Annotated in this window: 13 protein-coding genes; 7 read left to right on the forward strand and 6 right to left on the reverse strand. The window is 74.2% G+C overall.

The window, feature by feature from the left end; genetic code table 11:
* Nucleotides 1-38 precede the first annotated feature (38 nt).
* From ACFWFZ_RS10680 to ACFWFZ_RS10695, 4 genes are read right to left on the reverse strand one after another with little or no spacing between them, the layout of a single operon-like run.
* Complete coding sequence (locus tag ACFWFZ_RS10680) at nucleotides 39-833, reverse strand: SDR family oxidoreductase (protein ID WP_387119646.1); 795 nt, start codon at nucleotides 831-833, stop codon at nucleotides 39-41.
* A gap of 9 nt (nucleotides 834-842) precedes the next feature.
* Nucleotides 843-1,820: a beta-ketoacyl synthase N-terminal-like domain-containing protein gene (locus ACFWFZ_RS10685; RefSeq protein ID WP_387119649.1), complete on the reverse strand. Its 978-nt coding sequence runs from the start codon at nucleotides 1,818-1,820 to the stop codon at nucleotides 843-845.
* Entirely contained in the window at nucleotides 1,817-3,025 is a 1,209-nt protein-coding gene (locus ACFWFZ_RS10690) for a beta-ketoacyl-[acyl-carrier-protein] synthase family protein (protein WP_387119652.1), read from the reverse strand. The genes ACFWFZ_RS10685 and ACFWFZ_RS10690 overlap by 4 nt, the downstream gene beginning before the upstream one ends.
* Before the next feature lie 3 nt (nucleotides 3,026-3,028).
* On the reverse strand, nucleotides 3,029-3,832 hold the full coding sequence (locus ACFWFZ_RS10695; RefSeq protein WP_387119657.1) for an alpha/beta fold hydrolase: 804 nt from the start codon (nucleotides 3,830-3,832) through the stop codon (nucleotides 3,029-3,031).
* A 234-nt stretch (nucleotides 3,833-4,066) separates the two neighbouring features.
* Here ACFWFZ_RS10695 and ACFWFZ_RS10700 point away from each other — a divergent pair, with 234 nt between their 5' ends.
* The 7 genes from ACFWFZ_RS10700 to ACFWFZ_RS10730 all read left to right on the forward strand — a co-directional run bounded on the left by ACFWFZ_RS10700 (nucleotide 4,067) and on the right by ACFWFZ_RS10730 (nucleotide 13,603).
* On the forward strand, nucleotides 4,067-5,005 hold the full coding sequence (locus ACFWFZ_RS10700) for a sterol desaturase family protein (protein ID WP_387119660.1): 939 nt from the start codon (nucleotides 4,067-4,069) through the stop codon (nucleotides 5,003-5,005).
* Nucleotides 5,002-6,606: an MFS transporter gene (locus tag ACFWFZ_RS10705; protein ID WP_387119663.1), complete on the forward strand. Its 1,605-nt coding sequence runs from the start codon at nucleotides 5,002-5,004 to the stop codon at nucleotides 6,604-6,606. Before ACFWFZ_RS10700 ends, ACFWFZ_RS10705 begins: the two co-directional genes overlap by 4 nt.
* Nucleotides 6,603-7,277, forward strand: a complete 675-nt coding sequence (locus tag ACFWFZ_RS10710) for a 4'-phosphopantetheinyl transferase (protein ID WP_387119666.1) — start codon at nucleotides 6,603-6,605, stop codon at nucleotides 7,275-7,277. Before ACFWFZ_RS10705 ends, ACFWFZ_RS10710 begins: the two co-directional genes overlap by 4 nt.
* Before the next feature lie 142 nt (nucleotides 7,278-7,419).
* Nucleotides 7,420-9,015, forward strand: a complete 1,596-nt coding sequence (locus tag ACFWFZ_RS10715) for an isocitrate lyase/phosphoenolpyruvate mutase family protein (RefSeq protein WP_387119670.1) — start codon at nucleotides 7,420-7,422, stop codon at nucleotides 9,013-9,015.
* The gene (gene aepY / locus ACFWFZ_RS10720) at nucleotides 9,012-10,136 is read left to right on the forward strand and encodes a phosphonopyruvate decarboxylase (protein ID WP_387119672.1); all 1,125 of its coding nucleotides are present in this window, start codon (nucleotides 9,012-9,014) and stop codon (nucleotides 10,134-10,136) included. The genes ACFWFZ_RS10715 and aepY overlap by 4 nt, the downstream gene beginning before the upstream one ends.
* Nucleotides 10,133-11,248, forward strand: a complete 1,116-nt coding sequence (locus ACFWFZ_RS10725) for a 2-aminoethylphosphonate aminotransferase (protein WP_387119675.1) — start codon at nucleotides 10,133-10,135, stop codon at nucleotides 11,246-11,248. Before aepY ends, ACFWFZ_RS10725 begins: the two co-directional genes overlap by 4 nt.
* 156 nt (nucleotides 11,249-11,404) lie before the next feature.
* Entirely contained in the window at nucleotides 11,405-13,603 is a 2,199-nt protein-coding gene (locus tag ACFWFZ_RS10730; protein WP_387119678.1) for an FAD/NAD(P)-binding protein, read from the forward strand.
* A gap of 68 nt (nucleotides 13,604-13,671) precedes the next feature.
* Here the strand turns inward: ACFWFZ_RS10730 and ACFWFZ_RS10735 are convergent, their stop codons facing one another.
* Entirely contained in the window at nucleotides 13,672-14,211 is a 540-nt protein-coding gene (locus ACFWFZ_RS10735) for a hypothetical protein (RefSeq protein ID WP_387119681.1), read from the reverse strand.
* 314 nt (nucleotides 14,212-14,525) lie between these two features.
* Nucleotides 14,526-15,803 (reverse strand): M6 family metalloprotease domain-containing protein, encoded by a 1,278-nt coding sequence (locus tag ACFWFZ_RS10740; protein ID WP_387119684.1) that lies wholly within the window; start codon nucleotides 15,801-15,803, stop codon nucleotides 14,526-14,528.
* Nucleotides 15,804-15,896: the final 93 nt, after the last annotated feature.

Here is a 15,896-nt window from a genome sequence, read left to right on the forward strand (position 1 = left end):
CCTGGGATGGTGGGTGGGCGGGTGGTGCGGGGGAGGGGTCAGACGAGGCCTTCGCCGCCGTCGACGTCGATGACGTTGCCGGTCATCCACGAGGAGTCGGTGGCCGAGAGCATGACGACGGCCTCGGCGACGTCCTCGGGGACCGTCAGGCGGCCGTGCGGGTTCGCGTCCGTGGCGTAGCGGGCCAGTCCGTCGCTGCCGGGGATGCGCTGCAGTGCCGGGGTCAGGGTCAGGCCGGCGCGCAGGGCGTTCACCGAGACGCCGGAGGGCGCCAGTTCGACGGCGAGCTGGCGCACGTGCGAGGCCAGGGCGGACTTGGCGGCGGACACGGCGCCGTAGCTGGGCATCACCCGGCCGTCGCCGCGGCTGGTGAGCGCGAACACCTTCGCGCCGCGCGGCAGCAGGCCGGCCGTGTACAGGTCGCGCACCCAGTACACGAGGCTGTGGCCCATGACGTCGACGGTCATGTCCATCTGCCGCGGGGTGATGACGTCCTCCTGGCCCTCCCGCGGGAGGAAGGGCAGCAGGCTGCCGAAGGCGAGGGAGTGCAGCAGCACCCGTACGCCCTGGGGCCCGGCCAGCTCCCCCAGGACCGGCACCAGTTCGGCGCGGGTCTGCCTGCTCGCGGCGTTGCAGTTGTGGAAGGACACCTGGACGCCCGTGGCGCGCAGCTCGGCCACCAGCTCGTCGGCCTCCTCCTGCTGGGCGGCCGTGCCGAAGTGGACGCCGAAGACGTTGGCGCCCTCCTTGGCCATGGCCAGGGCGGTGGCCCGCCCCATACCGCTGGAGGCGCCCAGGATCAGGCACCAGGAGCCCTTGAGGGAAGTCAGCATGCGTACCTCTCAGTCGGTGTGTTCAGGGGTGTGCGCCGTGGCGAGCGCGACGTTGCCCGCGCGGGAGGCGGTGACGACGAGCCGGCAGCCGGCGGGCGCCGGGAGGGGGCGGGCGGCCAGCCGGACCACCGGGGCCAGGGCCCCGGCCCGCGCCCCGGACCAGCGCGTGGACACCGGTGCGCGGTCGGCGCACCAGGAGCGCAGGGCGTCGGCGACGGCGTCGCCGACGGGCGAGGGGTCGGCCAGCAGCTCGACCTCGTCCGGTGCGGGCCCGCCCGCGCGCAGGGCGTCCAGGGCCTGCCGTACGGAGTCCCGGGCGCGTCGGCGGCCCTCCGCGGCGGCCAGGGCCGGCGGCGGGACGAAGCGCAGTACGGTCCGCAGCACCGCGCCGCCGGCCGGTACGGGCCCGCCGCCCGGGCGGAGCACGAACAGCGCGGCGCCCGCCTCCGGTTCGGCGTCGCCGGCCCGCGGGTCGGGTGCCTCCGCGGCCCCCGCCAGGGTCACGGCGGCGCGGCCCGCGGCCAGTTCGAGGGCGGCCAGGTGCAGGGCCTCGACGCCGGCCACGCGCGGCGAGGTCACGGTCAGGTTGAAGCCCTTGAGCAGGTGCTCGGTCGACAGGCGGCCGGCGACGAGGTTCACCGCGAAGTACGGCACGCTCATCGGGCTCAGCGCCGATGCCCCCTCGCGGCGGACGGTCTCGTCGATGGCCGCGTGCAGGGCCGCCACGGCGCTGTTGGTGCCGACGACGGCGCCGCGCAGCTCCGGGGCCGTGGCCGGGGCGTGCGGGTCCGCCTCCCGGCCGGAGTCCTCCAGGGCCGTCCGGGCCGCCGCGAGCAGGTACTGGCAGGCGGGCGGCAGGTACTTGTACCCGCGGCCGAGCCGCGCCCGGTGGTCGAACCAGGCCTGTGCCGGTCCGGCCCCCTCCGGCGGCAGGACCACTCCCGCACCGTGGGCGACGGACTCGGCCACCACGACACCCGCCGTCACCGTGCCCCGCCCCCGAACACCATCGAGAAGTTGCTCCCGCCGAACGCGTACGCGTTGACCAGGACGTTCGGTTTCCGCAGCGCGGTCGGGCCGTCCTGCGGCAGCCAGACCGGGCACTGCGGGTCCTGCCGTGCGAGCGCGATGTTCGCCGGGATCTCCCCGTGCCGGGCCATCAGCGCCGCGCACACGGCGGCGAAGGCGGCCGCGGCGCCCGCGGTGTGCCCGATGAACGCCTTCAGGCTGAACAGCGGGGTGTGCGCGGCGTGGTCGCCGAGGACCTCCCGCAGGACCTGGTACTCGACCACGTCGTTCTGCCGGGTGCCGGTGCCGTGCGGGATGACGCAGCCGACGTCGTCGGGACCGCGCCGGGCCTCCTCCAGGGCCGTGCGGGCCACCCGTACCAGCTGCTCGCCGCCGGGATCGGGCGCGGTGGGGTGGTGGGCGTCGCAGCTCCACGCGGTCCCCAGCACCCTGCCGTAGACGGGCCGGCCGGCCGCGGCCCGGGCGGACTGCAGCACCAGCACGGCGGCCCCCTCGCCGAAGACGGTGCCCCGGCGGCCGGCGTCGAAGGGCCGGCATGCCTCGGGGTCGGCCGCGCCCAGCCGGCTGAAGCTGGCCAGGGGCACCCGGGCGATGCCCTCCGCACCCCCGAGCAGCACGGTGTCGGCCTCGCCGCGGCGGATCAGGTCCACGGCGACGGACAGCGCGTATCCGCTCGCGGCGCAGGCGTTGCTCACGCTGATGTTCGGCCCGAAGGTGGCGAGTTCGGCGCCGACCGCGGAGGCTACGGAGAACATGGGCTCCCAGGAGCCCGCCGCCGGCGCAGGGGTCCCGTCCGCGGCGCCCCCGCCGTCGTGGCCGCTCTCGCGCCCGCCGCTCTCGCCGACGGCCGTGCCGATCACCACGGCGGCTTCCGCGACCTCGTGCGCGCCCAGGCCGGCGTCGGCGACCGCCTCGCGGGCGGCGGCCAGCGCGAAGCGCGCGGCACGGCCCAGGGCGCCGGGCGACGTGTCCGGCGCACCGGTCCCGCCGTCGGGCACCTGGTAGGCGAGTACGTCGGGCACGTGCTCGGTCAGACCCGGTACGGGGGCGGGCCGCGAGGCGGCGGCCTTCAGACCGGTCCAGAACTCCCCGGCGGTGGCGCCGAGGCAGCTGACGGCGCCGATTCCGGTCACGAGGACCTCGGGGGTGGCAGAGGGGCGCAAGGGTCAACTCACTCTCGTGGGAGCCGCGTACGGCTGCGCGGCCGACCCGGCGATCAGCCGGTGGACGGCTTCGGCGAACGGCCCGGGCCGCTCGGTCATCGGGAAGTGCCCGCAGTCCCGCATCAGTTCGAGCCGTCCCTGCGGCAGCGCGGCCGCCAGCAGCCCGGCCTCCCGCGGCGGCGCGAAGCGGTCCTGCGCCCCGGCCACGACGAGCACCGGCAGGTCGAGGCCGCCGACGTCGACGAAGGGGCTGCGCAGGTAGCTCTCCCAAAAGCGCGTCCAGCCGTAGGGGCCGACGCGGTCGCGCACGAGCAGGGCCATGTCCCGGCGGGTCCGCGGGGACAGCCGGCGCGCCGAGGCGACGCCCAGCGCCTCCTCGAAGACCTCCTGGAAGATGCCGAGGTAGTGGCCGGCGTCGTCCCAGCGGAAGTCGGCCGGGTCCCGCCGGTGGAAGGGCGACACGGCGACCAGGGCGCGGGGCCGTCCGGCGTGCGGGGTCCGGGCGAGGTGCTCGACGGCGAGGACGGCGGAGAAGGAGTGCGCGACGAGGACGTCGGCCCCGCCGGGGACCGTGGCCAGGGCGCGGCCGATCCACTCGGCCGGGTCGCCGCGGTGGCTCCACGAGGTCGGGCCGCCGACTCCCCACGGCAGTTCGGCCGTCCACAACTCCACGTCGTCCGCAGCGTGTTCGCCGAAGGCGGTCCAGGTGGTCGCGCTGGCGGCCAGCCCGTGCAGGGCGAGCACCCGCACCGGGCCGGCGCCGCGGGCCGGCCGCTCCATGCGGACCGCGAGACCGTTCCCGCCCATTCGCACCCCGTTCCTGGATCATTGCGGCCAGTTCCTCGAAAAAGTGGCGACGATCCGGAAATTGCGATTTCCTGCCAAGCCGACGGCGAGCGTACCCGGGGGATGCTAAAACGCCACTAAACAGTTCTGCTCGCAGGGCGTCGTCCGGGTGAAGGCGGAAGTTAAGGCGGGCTTTAGGGGGCTTTTTAGGGAGCGTGTTTAGGCTTTTGCGGAAGTCGAAACGAGGAGAGAGCGATGCTCGATAAGGTCATAGACCGGCTGCACGATCCAGCGGTCTACGCCCTGCCCGCCATGGCGTTGCTGATCGTGATCGAGATGCTGGCGATCAAGTTCGGCGACGACCACGACGAGCGGCCCGGATACGACCTGCGGGACCACCGGGCGAGCATCCTCACGGGCTTCGGCGCACTGTTCTCGTCCACCATGCTGCGGACCGTGGCGCTCGCGCTCTACCTGCTCGTGTACGAGTACGTGGCGCCCTGGCACCTGTCGTCCTCGTCCTGGACCACGTGGGTCGTCCTCTTCTTCGGCGTGGAGTTCCTCCTCTACTGGTACCACCGCGCCGCGCACGGCATCCGGCTCATCTGGGCCGGTCACCAGGTGCACCACTCCAGCCAGTACTTCAACCTCTCGACCGCGCTGCGCCGCAAGTGGGCCCAGTGGTTCGAGAAGATGATCTGGCTGCCGCTCCCGCTGCTCGGCGTGCACCCCGCGCTGGTCTTCACGATGCACTCGGCCCACCTGGTGTACGGGCTCTTCGCGCACACCGAGAAGATCGGAAAGCTGCCGCGCTGGTTCGAGTACGTCTTCGTGACGCCCTCGCACCACCGCGTGCACCACGGCAACGACCCGGAATACCTGGACAAGAACTTCGGCAGCATCCTCATCCTCTGGGACCGGATCTTCGGCACCTTCCAGCCCGAGGTACAGCGCCCCACGTACGGCCTGACCAAGCAGATCGAGACCTTCTCCATCTGGAAGATCCAGGTCCACGAGTTCGCCAACATGTTCCGCGACGTGCGCGGCGCGAGCACGCTGCGCCACAAGCTCGGGTACGTCTTCGGCCCGCCCGGCTGGAAGCCCGCCGAGGACGGCGCCGGCGGCGGCCGCGACGGCTCCGGCCGGACGAACACCGCGGCGGCCGCGGGACAGCCGGGTGAGCTCCTTACATGAGCAGGGCGACCGGACACACCGCGGCCGCGGAGGGGCAGGGCGGCCCGCCCTCCCCGTCGCGCCGCGGGGTACGGGGCCACCCCTGGCTGACCCTGCTGACCCTGTCGGTCGGGGCCATGATGGTCTCGCTCGACGGCACCATCGTCACCGTCGCCCAGCCGGCCATGCAGGCCGAGCTCGACGCGAGCCTGACCGGCATCCAGTGGGTGACGAACGGCTACCTGCTCGCCGTCGCCGCCCTGCTCATCGCCGCGGGCAGGCTCGGGGACCGCTACGGCCACCGCACCGTCTTCCTCATCGGCGCCGCCGGCTTCACGGCCGCCTCGGTGGCCATCGGCGCCTCCGGCAGCCTCGGCTGGGTCATCGCACTGCGCGTCCTGCAAGGCGTGTTCGGCGCGCTGATGCAGCCCGCCACCCTCGGCCTGCTGCGCACCGCCTTCCCGGCCGAGCGGCTCAACATGCCGATCGCCGTGCGCAGCGCCGTCATCGCCGCGTCCACCGCGGCCGGCCCCGTCGTCGGCGGCCTGCTCGTCGAACACGCCTCGTGGAGCTGGGTGTTCTTCCTGAACGTGCCGCTCGGCGCGGTCGCCCTGGCCCTCGGCGCCACCGTCCTGCGCGACGTACGCGCCGAGCGGCCGCCCGGCCGCCTGGACCTGACCGGCATGGCCGTCCTGGGCACCGCGCTGTGCCTGTTCGTCGGGGGCCTGGCCACGGTCGCCGACCAGGGCCGCCCCGACGCCCGCACCCTGGCGCTGCTGGCCGCGGCGCTGCTCCTCGGTGCCTTCTTCACCTGGTGGGAGCGGCGCACCGCCGACCCGCTGATACCACCCCGCATCTTCCGGTCGGTCCGGTTCACCGTCGGCGTCCTGGCCATGCTCGCCATGTCCTTCGTGATGTTCGGCGCGCCCTTCGTCCTGATCTTCTACCTGCAGAACGTGCTCGGGCTGACCCCGGCCGAGTCGGGCGTCCGCGTCCTGGGCCTGACCCTGCTGATGATCGTGGGCGCGCCGTTCGCCGCGCTGTGGATCAGCAGGTCCGGGCCCCGGGCCCCGGTGGTCACCGGACTGCTGGTGACCGCGACGGCCATGTGCGCCCTGTCCCGTCTCGACGCGCAGTCCGGGACGCTGGAGACGACGCTGTGCTTCTTCCTGCTCGGGCTCGGCTTCAGCCCCGTCATGGTCGGCGCCACCAAACTCGTCATCAGCAGCGCACCGGTCGAACTGTCCGGAGTCGCCGGCGGCATGCAGCAGACGGCCATGCAGGTGGGCGGCAGCCTGGGCACCGCCACCGCGGGCGCCCTCGTCGCCGCCCACGCCGCCTCCGCCCTGCCCGCACGCCTCGCCGCGGAGGGCGCCTGGATCGCCCCCGGCGCCCTGGACACGGCCGTACGCGCGGTGGCCGTGGGCCTCGCACCGGAGCCGGGGACCGTGGACATGGCGCACGCCACCCTCACGGACATCTCCCGGACCGTGTTCCTGGAAGGCATGCAGCACGCCCTGCTCGCCACCGCGGCGGTGGCCGCCCTCGGCGCGGTGGCCGGCCTCTTCGCGGGCGCCGGCCGGGCGGGCGCGGAGCACACGGGCGGGGGGCGCACGAAGTGATCGAGCGGATCCTGCCCGCCTGCGTGGCCACTTCGGCGCAGTACGCGGACCCACCCGGCGCCGTCTCCCGCCTCCACCCGCAGGAACGGGCGGCCGTGGCGCGCGCCTCGGAAGGACGCAGGCGGACCTTCGCCACCGGACGGCTCTGCGCCCGCCGCGCACTGCACAGCCTGGGGGTGCCCGCCGGGCCCGTTCCCGTGGGCGGCTCCGGAGAGCCGCTGTGGCCCGCGGGGGTGGCCGGCGCCATCACCCACTGCGACGGCTACCGGGCGGCCGCCGCCGCCCGGTCCACCGATCTGACGGGCATCGGCATCGACGCCGAACCGCACGTCCCGCTGCCCCCGGGAGTCCTGGAGGCGGTGGCGCTCCCGCACGAGCGCGTCCGGCTGCGGACGCTGGCCCGGTCCAGGCCGGGCCTGCACTGGGACACGGTCCTCTTCAGCGCCAAGGAGTCCGTCTACAAGACGTGGTTCCCGCTCACCGGGCGCTGGCTCGACTTCACCCAGGCCGAACTGCGGTTCCATCCGGAACCGGGCCCGGCCACCACCGGCGGGGCGTTCCACGCACGCCTCCTGGTGGACGGTCCGGAGGTGGCCGGCCGTACCGTCCGGCATTTCGACGGCCGCTGGCTGGTGGCCGACGGCCTGGTATTCACGGCCGTCACCCTGTGACCGCAGGGCGCGAGCCGCGGGCCGCATATCCAGCCCATCCATTCACCCCGACCCATTTGAATTTCCGGCAATTGCATTATGTGGGCCGCCCCGATGATGCTGCGCCCCCTCACGCACGAATGCGGACAACAGGAGAATCGGCATGACTACTGGGACGACAGAGGCACGCGGGGACCACAGGACGACCGGAGCCCGGCGGCTCCGCGACCTCTTCGCCCGCCCGGGCACCGTACGCATCGTCGGCGCGCACAACCCGCTCGGCGCGCGCCTCGCCGAGCGGGCCGGCTTCGACGGCGTCTGGTCGAGCGGCCTGGAGGTGTCCGCCTCCCAGGGCGTGCCCGACACCGACATCCTGACCATGAGCGAACTCCTCGCCACCGCCACCTCGTTGGCGGCCGCCGTCGACGTCCCCGTGGTCGCCGACTGCGACGCCGGGTACGGCAACGCCCACAACGTCATGAACATGATCCGCCGCTACGAGGCGGCCGGGATCGCCGGCGTGTCCATCGAGGACAAGCGCTTCCCGAAGGTCAACAGCTTCATCCCGGGCCGTCAGGAACTGGCCCCCATCGCCGAGTTCTGCGGCAAGCTGCGCGCGGCCAAGGCCGCCCAGGCCGCCCCGGACCTCATGGTCATCGCCCGGATCGAGGCCCTCATCGCGGGCTGGGGCATGGACGAGGCACTGCGCCGCGGCGAGGCCTACGCGGCGGCCGGCGCGGACGCCGTACTGATCCACGCCAAGGGCAGCTCCCCGGAACCGGTCCTGCGCTTCCTCGAACGCTGGACCCTGCCCACCCCCGTGGTCGTCGTCCCCACCACCTACCACACCATCACCGCCACCGAACTGGCCGACGCCGGCGCCAAGATGGTCATCTACGCCAACCACGGTCTGCGCGCGGGCATCGCCGCCGTCACCGAGACCTTCGCCTCGATCCTGCGCGACGACCGCACCACCGGCATCGAGGACCGGATCGCGCCCCTGTCCACCGTGTTCGACCTCCAGGGCATGCCCCTCCAGAAGCGCCACGAGGCCGAGTTCATCACCCCGTACGCCGGCCGCGCCCGGGCCGTCGTCGTCCCCGGCCGGCCCACCGCCCCCGCCGCCGGCCTGCTCGCCGAGCAGAGCGCCGCACTGCGCCGGGCGGACATCGAACCGGTGTCCGCGACCGCGGGCGCCGACACCGCGCGGGCCCCCCAGGACGTCACGATCCTGCCCGCCCAGGCCGACGCCACCGGCGCCGTACTCGCCCTGGACGACGACGCCCTGAGCGGCACCGTGCTGGTCTCCGGCGACGTCTTCGTCGAGGGCGAGCCGCTGCGCCGCCTCGTCGCCGCGGGCGGCGACATCGCCGTCCTCGTCGACGTCTCCCAGGGCCCCGGCGCCGAGCGCCGCGCCGACGCCCTGCCGCTGACCCTGGACTCCACGGCCCGCGGCGGCCGCCGGCTGGGCGGCGCCTCCGGCAGCGAGGTCCTCGCCGTCGCCGGCTCCAGGGCGGACGGCGAGTTCGCCGGCGCCGCGGCCTTCTCCGCCCAGGGCTTCGCCGCCGTGCGCCAGATCGCCGAGAAGCGCCGTGCCGACGGCACCGAGGGCACCCTGGCCGACCTGCTCACCGACCTGCTCGCCGCCGGACACCGGGTCGGCGCGGTCGAGATCGGCTCCGGCTGGCTGGAGCTGCGGACCGCACAGGACATCGCCCGCGCCGCCGAGCTGTTCGCCACCCGGGAGGGCGGCCAGTGAGCGCCGGAGCCCTCCGGGCGCGCGCCCTGGTCGAACTGCTCAGGCAGCAGGGGCACGGGCCGTTCACCGGCGTGCCCTGCTCCTTCCTCGGCCCGGTCATCTCCTGCCTGGAAGCCGAGCACCCGCAGGAGTACGTCATCGCCGCCAACGAGGGCGAGGCCGTGGCCCTGGCCGCCGGCGCCGTCCTCGCCGGCCGCCGCCCGGTGGTCATCCTCCAGAACTCCGGCCTCGGCAACACCGTCAACCCGCTGACCTCCCTCTGCCACACCCTGCGCCTGCCGGTCCTGCTCCTCGTCACCTGGCGCGGCCGCCCCGGCCGCCCCGACGAGCCCCAGCACGAGCTGATGGGCCGGATCACCCAGGACATGCTGACGTCCATGGGCGTGCGCAACGAGGTCCTCCCCGACGATCCCGCGCTCCTCGCCCAGCGCCTCGGGGTGGCCGCCGAGCACATGGACACCACCGGGCTGCCCTTCGCGTTCATCGTGCCCAAGGGGGCCGTCGCCCCCTACGAGGCCCCCGCCGCGGCCCCTGCCCCGGCAGCAGGCCCGCCGCTGATGAAGCGGGCCGAGGCGATCGGCCACATCGTCTCCGCCATGGACCCCGACACCCTGCTCGTCGCCACCACCGGCAAGACCGCCCGGGAACTGGAACGGGACTGGGACCGCCCGCAGAACCTGTACGTCGTCGGCTCCATGGGCTGCGCCTCCAGCGTGGCCCTCGGCGTCGCCCTGCACACCCCCGACCGCCGGGTCGCCGTACTCGACGGCGACGGCGCTGCCCTGATGCGGCTGGAGGCCATGGCCACCATCGGCCGCCACGCCGGCACCGACCTGTGTCACCTGCTGCTGGACAACGAGTCCTACGAGTCCACCGGTGGGCAGCCCACCGCCTCCGCCGGGGTCGACTTCGCGGCGATCGCCGCGGCCTGCGGCTACCGCGCCACCCACGACGTACGCGACGCCGACGCCCTGCGCGCCGCCGTCCTGCGCGCACAGCGGGACGGCGGAGCCCACCTGGTCCGCGTCCGCATCGCCCCCGGATCGGACCCGAACCTCGGCCGCCCGGCCCTCGCCCCGCCCGCCTCGGCAGCCCGATTCAAGGAAGCGATCGCCCGATGAACGACAGCACACCGCCGCGCCCGGAGCGCCTCGTCCTGATGAACCCCGGCCCCGTCATCACCGACGACCGGGTGCGCACGGCGCTCGCCGGACCCGACATGTGCCACCGCGAGCCGGAGTTCTCCGACCTCCTCACCCGCGTCCGGCACAAGACCACCCTCGCCGCGGGCGGCGACGACCGGCACACCTCCGTCGTCCTCACCGGCTCGGGCACCGCCGCCGTCGAGGCCGCCGTCAGCTCGGCCGTGCCGCACGGCGGCGGCCTGCTGGTCATCGACAACGGGCACTACGGCGAGCGGTTTTGGCACATCGCGGACGCCCACGGCATCCGCGCCCACCGGCTCGAACTGGGCTGGGCCACCCCCGTGGACCTCGCCGCCGTCGACCGCGCCCTGGCCGCGGACCCCGGCCTGACCCACGTCGGCGTGGTCCACCACGAGACCAGCAGCGGCATGCTCAACGACGTCGCGGCCGTGACCCGGATCGCGCACGCCCACGGCCGCGAGGTCGTCGTGGACGCCGTCAGCAGCGTCGGCGCGGAACGCATCTCCCTGGCAGCCGACGGTGTCGACTGGCTGGCGGGCTCCGCCAACAAGTGCCTCGAAGGCGCCCCCGGCCTCGGCTTCGTCAGCGCCGCCAGGACCTCCTTCGAAGCCCTGGCTGGCCACCCCCGGCGCGGCTACTACCTCGACCTGCACCGGCACTACGCCGCCCAGGAGAAGGCCCACGCCCCCGCGTTCACCCCGGCCATCCCCGGCTTCTACGCCTTCGACGCCGCCCTCGACCTGGCCCTCGCCGAGGGCTGGGAGGCCCGCCACGCCCGCTACACCACCCTCGCGCGGCGGCTGCGCGACGGCCTGGAGGCGCTCGGCCTGGAGATCCTGCTCCCGCCCGGGCAGCGGGCCGCCTCCCTGACCGCCATCCGCATCCCGGACGGCTGCGGCTACGCCGAACTGCACCGCGGCCTGCGCGCGGAGGGCTTCGTCATCTACAGCGCCCAGGAACAGCTGGCGGCCGACTTCTTCCGGCTCTCCACGATGGGGCAGATGACGGAGCAGGACATCGACCGCTTCCTCGCCGCGCTCGCCCGCATCCTGCCGGCCCGCGACTGACGGCCCCGCGACTGACGGCCCCGCACCGACGGCCCCGCACCGACGGCCCCGCACCGACGGCCCCGCACCGACGGCCCGCAGCTGACGGGCGCGGCCGACGGACCGACCGGCCCCCGCGCCCCGGCAGATCTCCTCCGACCCCTGAATGAGGTGCCCGTGACCACCCCCCGAGCTGACGCATCCGGCCGACCCGCGGCGACGTCCGAGCCCTACCGGCTCGCCGTGGTGGGTGGCGGGCCCAGGGCCACGTACGCCCTGGAGCGGCTGTCGGCGACGATCGACCGGCTGGGGGAGGGACGCCGCCTGGAGGTCCACCTCTACGAACGCACCGGCGCGTTCGGCGCGGGCCGCGCGCACGCCCCCGACCAGGCACGCACCAGCTACCTCAACCGCATCGGCGCCCAGGTGGGCTTCGCCGCCGACGAGACGGTGGCCGGCGCCGGACCGCTGCGCCCGCCCGCCGAGCGGCCCACCCTGCACGAGTGGTGCCGCCGCCGCTACGAGGAGACCGGCGACCCGGACCTCGACCTCGGCCCCGAGGACTGGCCCAAGCGCTACGTCCACGGACTGGCCCTGCGCGACATGTTCGACGCCTTCGCCGCGGACCTGCGCCGCCACCCCGGCGCCGCCCTCCACCTGCACCACACCGAGGTCGTGGACATCGCCCCCGCCGGCGGCGACCGCCTGGAGGTCGTCACCGCCGACGGCGACCGCCGCACCGCCGACGAGGTGCTCCTGCTGACGGGCCACTCCCACCACGACCCGAGCCGCTCCGCCGCGGACCGCCCGGCCGCCGGCGGCGCGACCCGCCACGTACCGCATCCGTACCCCCTGGAGGAGGAACTCGACGCCGGCAGCTGCGGACCGGACACGGTCGTCGGCTGCGCCGGCATGGGCCTCACCGCCATCGACACGATCCTGCACCTCACCGAGGGCCGCGGCGGCACCTTCCACCAGGACGGCCCGCGCCTGGTCTACCGCCCCTCCGGCCGGGAGCCCGCGGCCGTCGTGGCGTTCAGCGGCTCCGGCCTGTTCACCTTCGCCCGCCCCGACAACCACAAGCCGGCCGACGGCGGCGGCGACCACCCCGGCACCTTCCTGACGCGCGAGGCCGTCGACCAGCTGCGCGCCCACGTCGGCCGGCCCCAGGGCGGCGACGGCACCGGGCGCCGGCAGCTGGACTTCGAACGCGACCTCCTGCCTCTGGTCGTCCTGGAGATGGCCCACCTGCACTACGTCACCCTCTTCGGCCCCGCCGCGGCGCTGCTGTTGACCCGGCGCGCGCTCCCCGGATACCTGGCCTTCGTGACCGGCACGCCCGCCGACGGGCCCGGCGCCCTGACCGCCCCGCTGGAACGCGCCGTGGACGAGATCGCCGACGTCCTGGAGGGCGTCCTGCGCGGCAAGTGCGCGCTCTTCGGGGCCCAGGCCGCCGTGTCCTGGCCGGTCCGCGACGTGCTGCTGCACTGGACGAGGACCGTGTACGGGCCCTCGGCCGAGGCCGGGGTCCGCCGGTGCGTCGACCGTTCGCTGCCGCCCGGCCAGGTCACCGACCCCCTCGACTCCGCATGGGGCCTGGAGACCTACCTCCACGGCAACCGCTTCGACTGGCACCGCGCCGTCTCCCCGGTCCCGCCCGCCGCCTCTCCCGAGGAGTTCCGTGCGTCGGTCGCCGCGTTCATGGCCCGCGACCAGCTGTGGGCCCGGCAGGGCAACGTGAAGAACCCCCACAAGGCCGCCGCCGACGGCGTCTGGCGCGACCTGCGCCAGGTCATCTCGTACGCCGTGGACCACGCGGGCCTGACCCCCGCCTCCCAGCGCCACTTCCTGGGGACCTACGTACGCCACCACAACCGGCTGGCGAACGGGGCCGCCGCCGAGATCATGGCGAAGATGGCCGCCCTGGTCGACTGCGGACTGGTCGACGTCGGCGCCGGGCCGGGAGCGCGCGCCCGGCTCGACGCGGCCACCGGGAAGACCGTGGTCGAAGGCCCGCACACCGGCCTGTCCCGGCCCGTCGACGTCCTGGTCGAGGCCCGCATGCACGGTTTCGACCCGCGGCTCGACGCCCTCCCGCTCTACCGCAACCTCCTCGGCCGGGGCATGGTGCGGCTGTGGCGCAACGAGTCCGCGGACGGCGAGGTCTTCCAGCCGGGCGGACTCGACCTCACGCCGCGCTTCCACCCCGTCGGCGCCGACGGCTCCCCGGACCCCCGCTTCACCGTCCTCGGCGTGCCCTCCGAGGGCGCCCGCTCCTTCCTGCTCTCCGCGCTGCGCCCGAACGCCGACCACTACGTCATGCGGGACACCCTCGTATGGCTGGACGCCTTCTGGCCCAGAGCCACCGGCCGCTGACCCCTCCCGGCGGCCTGCGCAAACACCGACGGGCCCCCGCACGCCGCGGGGGCCCGTCGGCGCTGCGGTCAGTTGCAGGAGCCGACGACGCGCAGGTGGTCGACGACGACCTTGCCCGACTTCTTCATGTACGAGTACACGTGGCCGCAGTAGCCCTTGTTCTGGTAGACGGGGCCGGCGTAGGAGCTGTAGGTGCCGAAGTCCTGGGTGTCCGGGGTGGAGGTGTAGTTGTCCTTCAGGCGCACGCCCATGTACTGGGCCGAACCGGTCTCGTTGTGGAGCACGGCGCAGGTCGGCTGGTCGTAGATCAGCGGGCCGGTCTCCTTGCCGTTGGTGTAGACGTACACCGTGGCGTAGCGGGTGGTGGCGCTCGGCAGCCGCTCCGCCAGCAGGATCTGGGTGTAGCCGGCGCCGCAGACGTTGGCGGCCATGGCGGCCGCCTGCCGGTTCGCCGCCACGAGGCTCTGGGTCGAGGCCGAGGCCTGGGGAGCGACGGTGACATGGCGCCCGGGGGTGTCGGCCACGGCGGCCTGCGGGGCGGCGATGCCCAGCGCCGCGAAGGCGGTCGCGGCGGCCACGGTGATGCGCAGGGTGGTCTTCATCGGCATGGGGTGGTCACTCCTCATGAACGTCCCGTAAGTGGTGCGGGTCAGGAGGAGCGGTCCGCCGTACGACTCGGATGGCCGGCCCCCTCCGACGATCGCTCAGGGGGGAAGCTACCAACGCCGATTCCGGAAGGTTGCCCGCAGAGCAGACATACCGCCGCCAGGCGTCCGGAAGTTTTACCGGCGTACACGAACCGGCTTTAGCCGAAGGCTAGTGCCGCGGGCCGGGCGTTTCCCGGCCGCGGGCGGCCGAGGAGCCGGATCGCGCCGAGCGCGGCCCGGCTCCGCAGCCCGGTCCGTGCCCGCCCGGAGGGGCGCTACGGGCGGGTGACGCGGACCTGGTAGCTGCCGTCGCGCAGTTCGCCCACCACCGAGATGCTGATGCCGGCCTTCTCGTCGGTGAAGGTCTCACCCGGCCGGAACGGCGCGTCCGACAGCTCGGCGTGCACGTTGGGCCGGCGGGTGCAGCCGCCGCTCGCGTCCGAGCTGTCCGAGACGGTCACCGGCCCGTGTCCGGTGTCCACGTCGGAGTCCACCTTGTAGATGAGGACCCCCGGTCGGCAGACGGCCTCGTCGTTGCCGGCCCGGGTCCGCACCTCCACGGCGTATCCGGTGCTCTCCGACAGCGGGACGAAGGCCAGCTTCATGCCGCCCTCCGCCGCCAGCGGGGTCAGGACGTGGTCGCTGGTGCCCGGCTTCGACGCGCACGAGATCTGCGTGCTGTCCAGCCAGCCCAGCTTCCACTTGTGCCAGCCCATCAGGTCGTTGTTGGCACCCCAGTCCTCGCTCATGATGTCCCAGTGCCCGACCGTGTTCCCGCCGTCGGACGTGTAGAGGTCGGGCAGCCCGAAGACGTGCCCGTTCTCGTGCGGGAGCACCCGGTAGCCGGTCTCCCGGTAGGTCCCGGAGCCGTCGTCCTGCCGGCTGTAGACGAAGGACGTGTTGGACAGCGGGACCCCGTCCGCCATCGGCGCCTCGCCGTTGCCCGAGAAGGTCACCGACAGGACGGTGTCCAGGGCGGACGGCCCGGCGTTCGGCGTGACCAGGATGTTGATCAGGTCGTACCGGCTGAAGTCCACCTCGTCGTCGGCGGCCTTCGCGATGTGTTCGACGAGCTGGCGGTAGCCCGGCTCGTACGAGGAACCGCGCTCGATCCCGTACGCCGCGAAGGGCATCGGCATCCGCAGCCAGGTCCGTATCGGTGCCTCGGCCCGGTAGGCCATCCGGCCGTAGGAGCTGGTGTGGAACCAGTCGGAGGTCTGGGGGAAGAACTCCGCCAGCCGGTCCAGGGCCGTTCCCTCGCCCTTGGCGTCGGGGAAGTCGATCATCAGGTTCAGTGCCCGGACCTCTCCCGTCGAGCGCGAGTACCCGGGCGGGGTCGGCATGCCCTCGGACATCTGCACGCCCATCGTCCCGGCGATCCGGCACGGCGCGAGCGCCGATTCGACGGTCGTGGCCACCGGTCCGGCCGCCGACTGGCCGCGGCCGGATATCCCCGTGCTCGCGGTCGCGGTGACGCCGATCGCCAGCGCGGTCAGGCCGATGTACGCGCCGGTGAGGCGTGGTCTGCGTATCCGGTGGCGGGTCTGCGTCATGGAGCTCGCCTTCGGGTCCGCGGCAGCCGGCCCTGTCCGGTCTGCGCCCTGTGCGCTCACCCTCCGCCGGGCGCGCGGCGCCCGCGCGTCGGA

Origin of the sequence: Streptomyces sp. NPDC060232, from assembly GCF_042726555.1 — a bacterium.
Taxonomy (GTDB): Bacteria; Actinomycetota; Actinomycetes; order Streptomycetales; family Streptomycetaceae; genus Streptomyces.

Bases quoted from the DNA above. Each gene is read 5' to 3' on its own strand.
- ACFWFZ_RS10735 (WP_387119681.1), bottom strand. From the start codon at position 14,211: ATGCCGATGAAGACCACCCTGCGCATCACCGTGGCCGCCGCGACCGCC.
- ACFWFZ_RS10700 (WP_387119660.1), top strand. From the start codon at position 4,067: ATGCTCGATAAGGTCATAGACCGGCTGCACGATCCAGCGGTCTACGCC.
- ACFWFZ_RS10695 (WP_387119657.1), bottom strand. From the start codon at position 3,832: ATGGGCGGGAACGGTCTCGCGGTCCGCATGGAGCGGCCGGCCCGCGGC.
- ACFWFZ_RS10740 (WP_387119684.1), bottom strand. From the start codon at position 15,803: ATGACGCAGACCCGCCACCGGATACGCAGACCACGCCTCACCGGCGCG.
- ACFWFZ_RS10715 (WP_387119670.1), top strand. From the start codon at position 7,420: ATGACTACTGGGACGACAGAGGCACGCGGGGACCACAGGACGACCGGA.
- ACFWFZ_RS10680 (WP_387119646.1), bottom strand. From the start codon at position 833: ATGCTGACTTCCCTCAAGGGCTCCTGGTGCCTGATCCTGGGCGCCTCC.
- ACFWFZ_RS10705 (WP_387119663.1), top strand. From the start codon at position 5,002: ATGAGCAGGGCGACCGGACACACCGCGGCCGCGGAGGGGCAGGGCGGC.
- ACFWFZ_RS10725 (WP_387119675.1), top strand. From the start codon at position 10,133: ATGAACGACAGCACACCGCCGCGCCCGGAGCGCCTCGTCCTGATGAAC.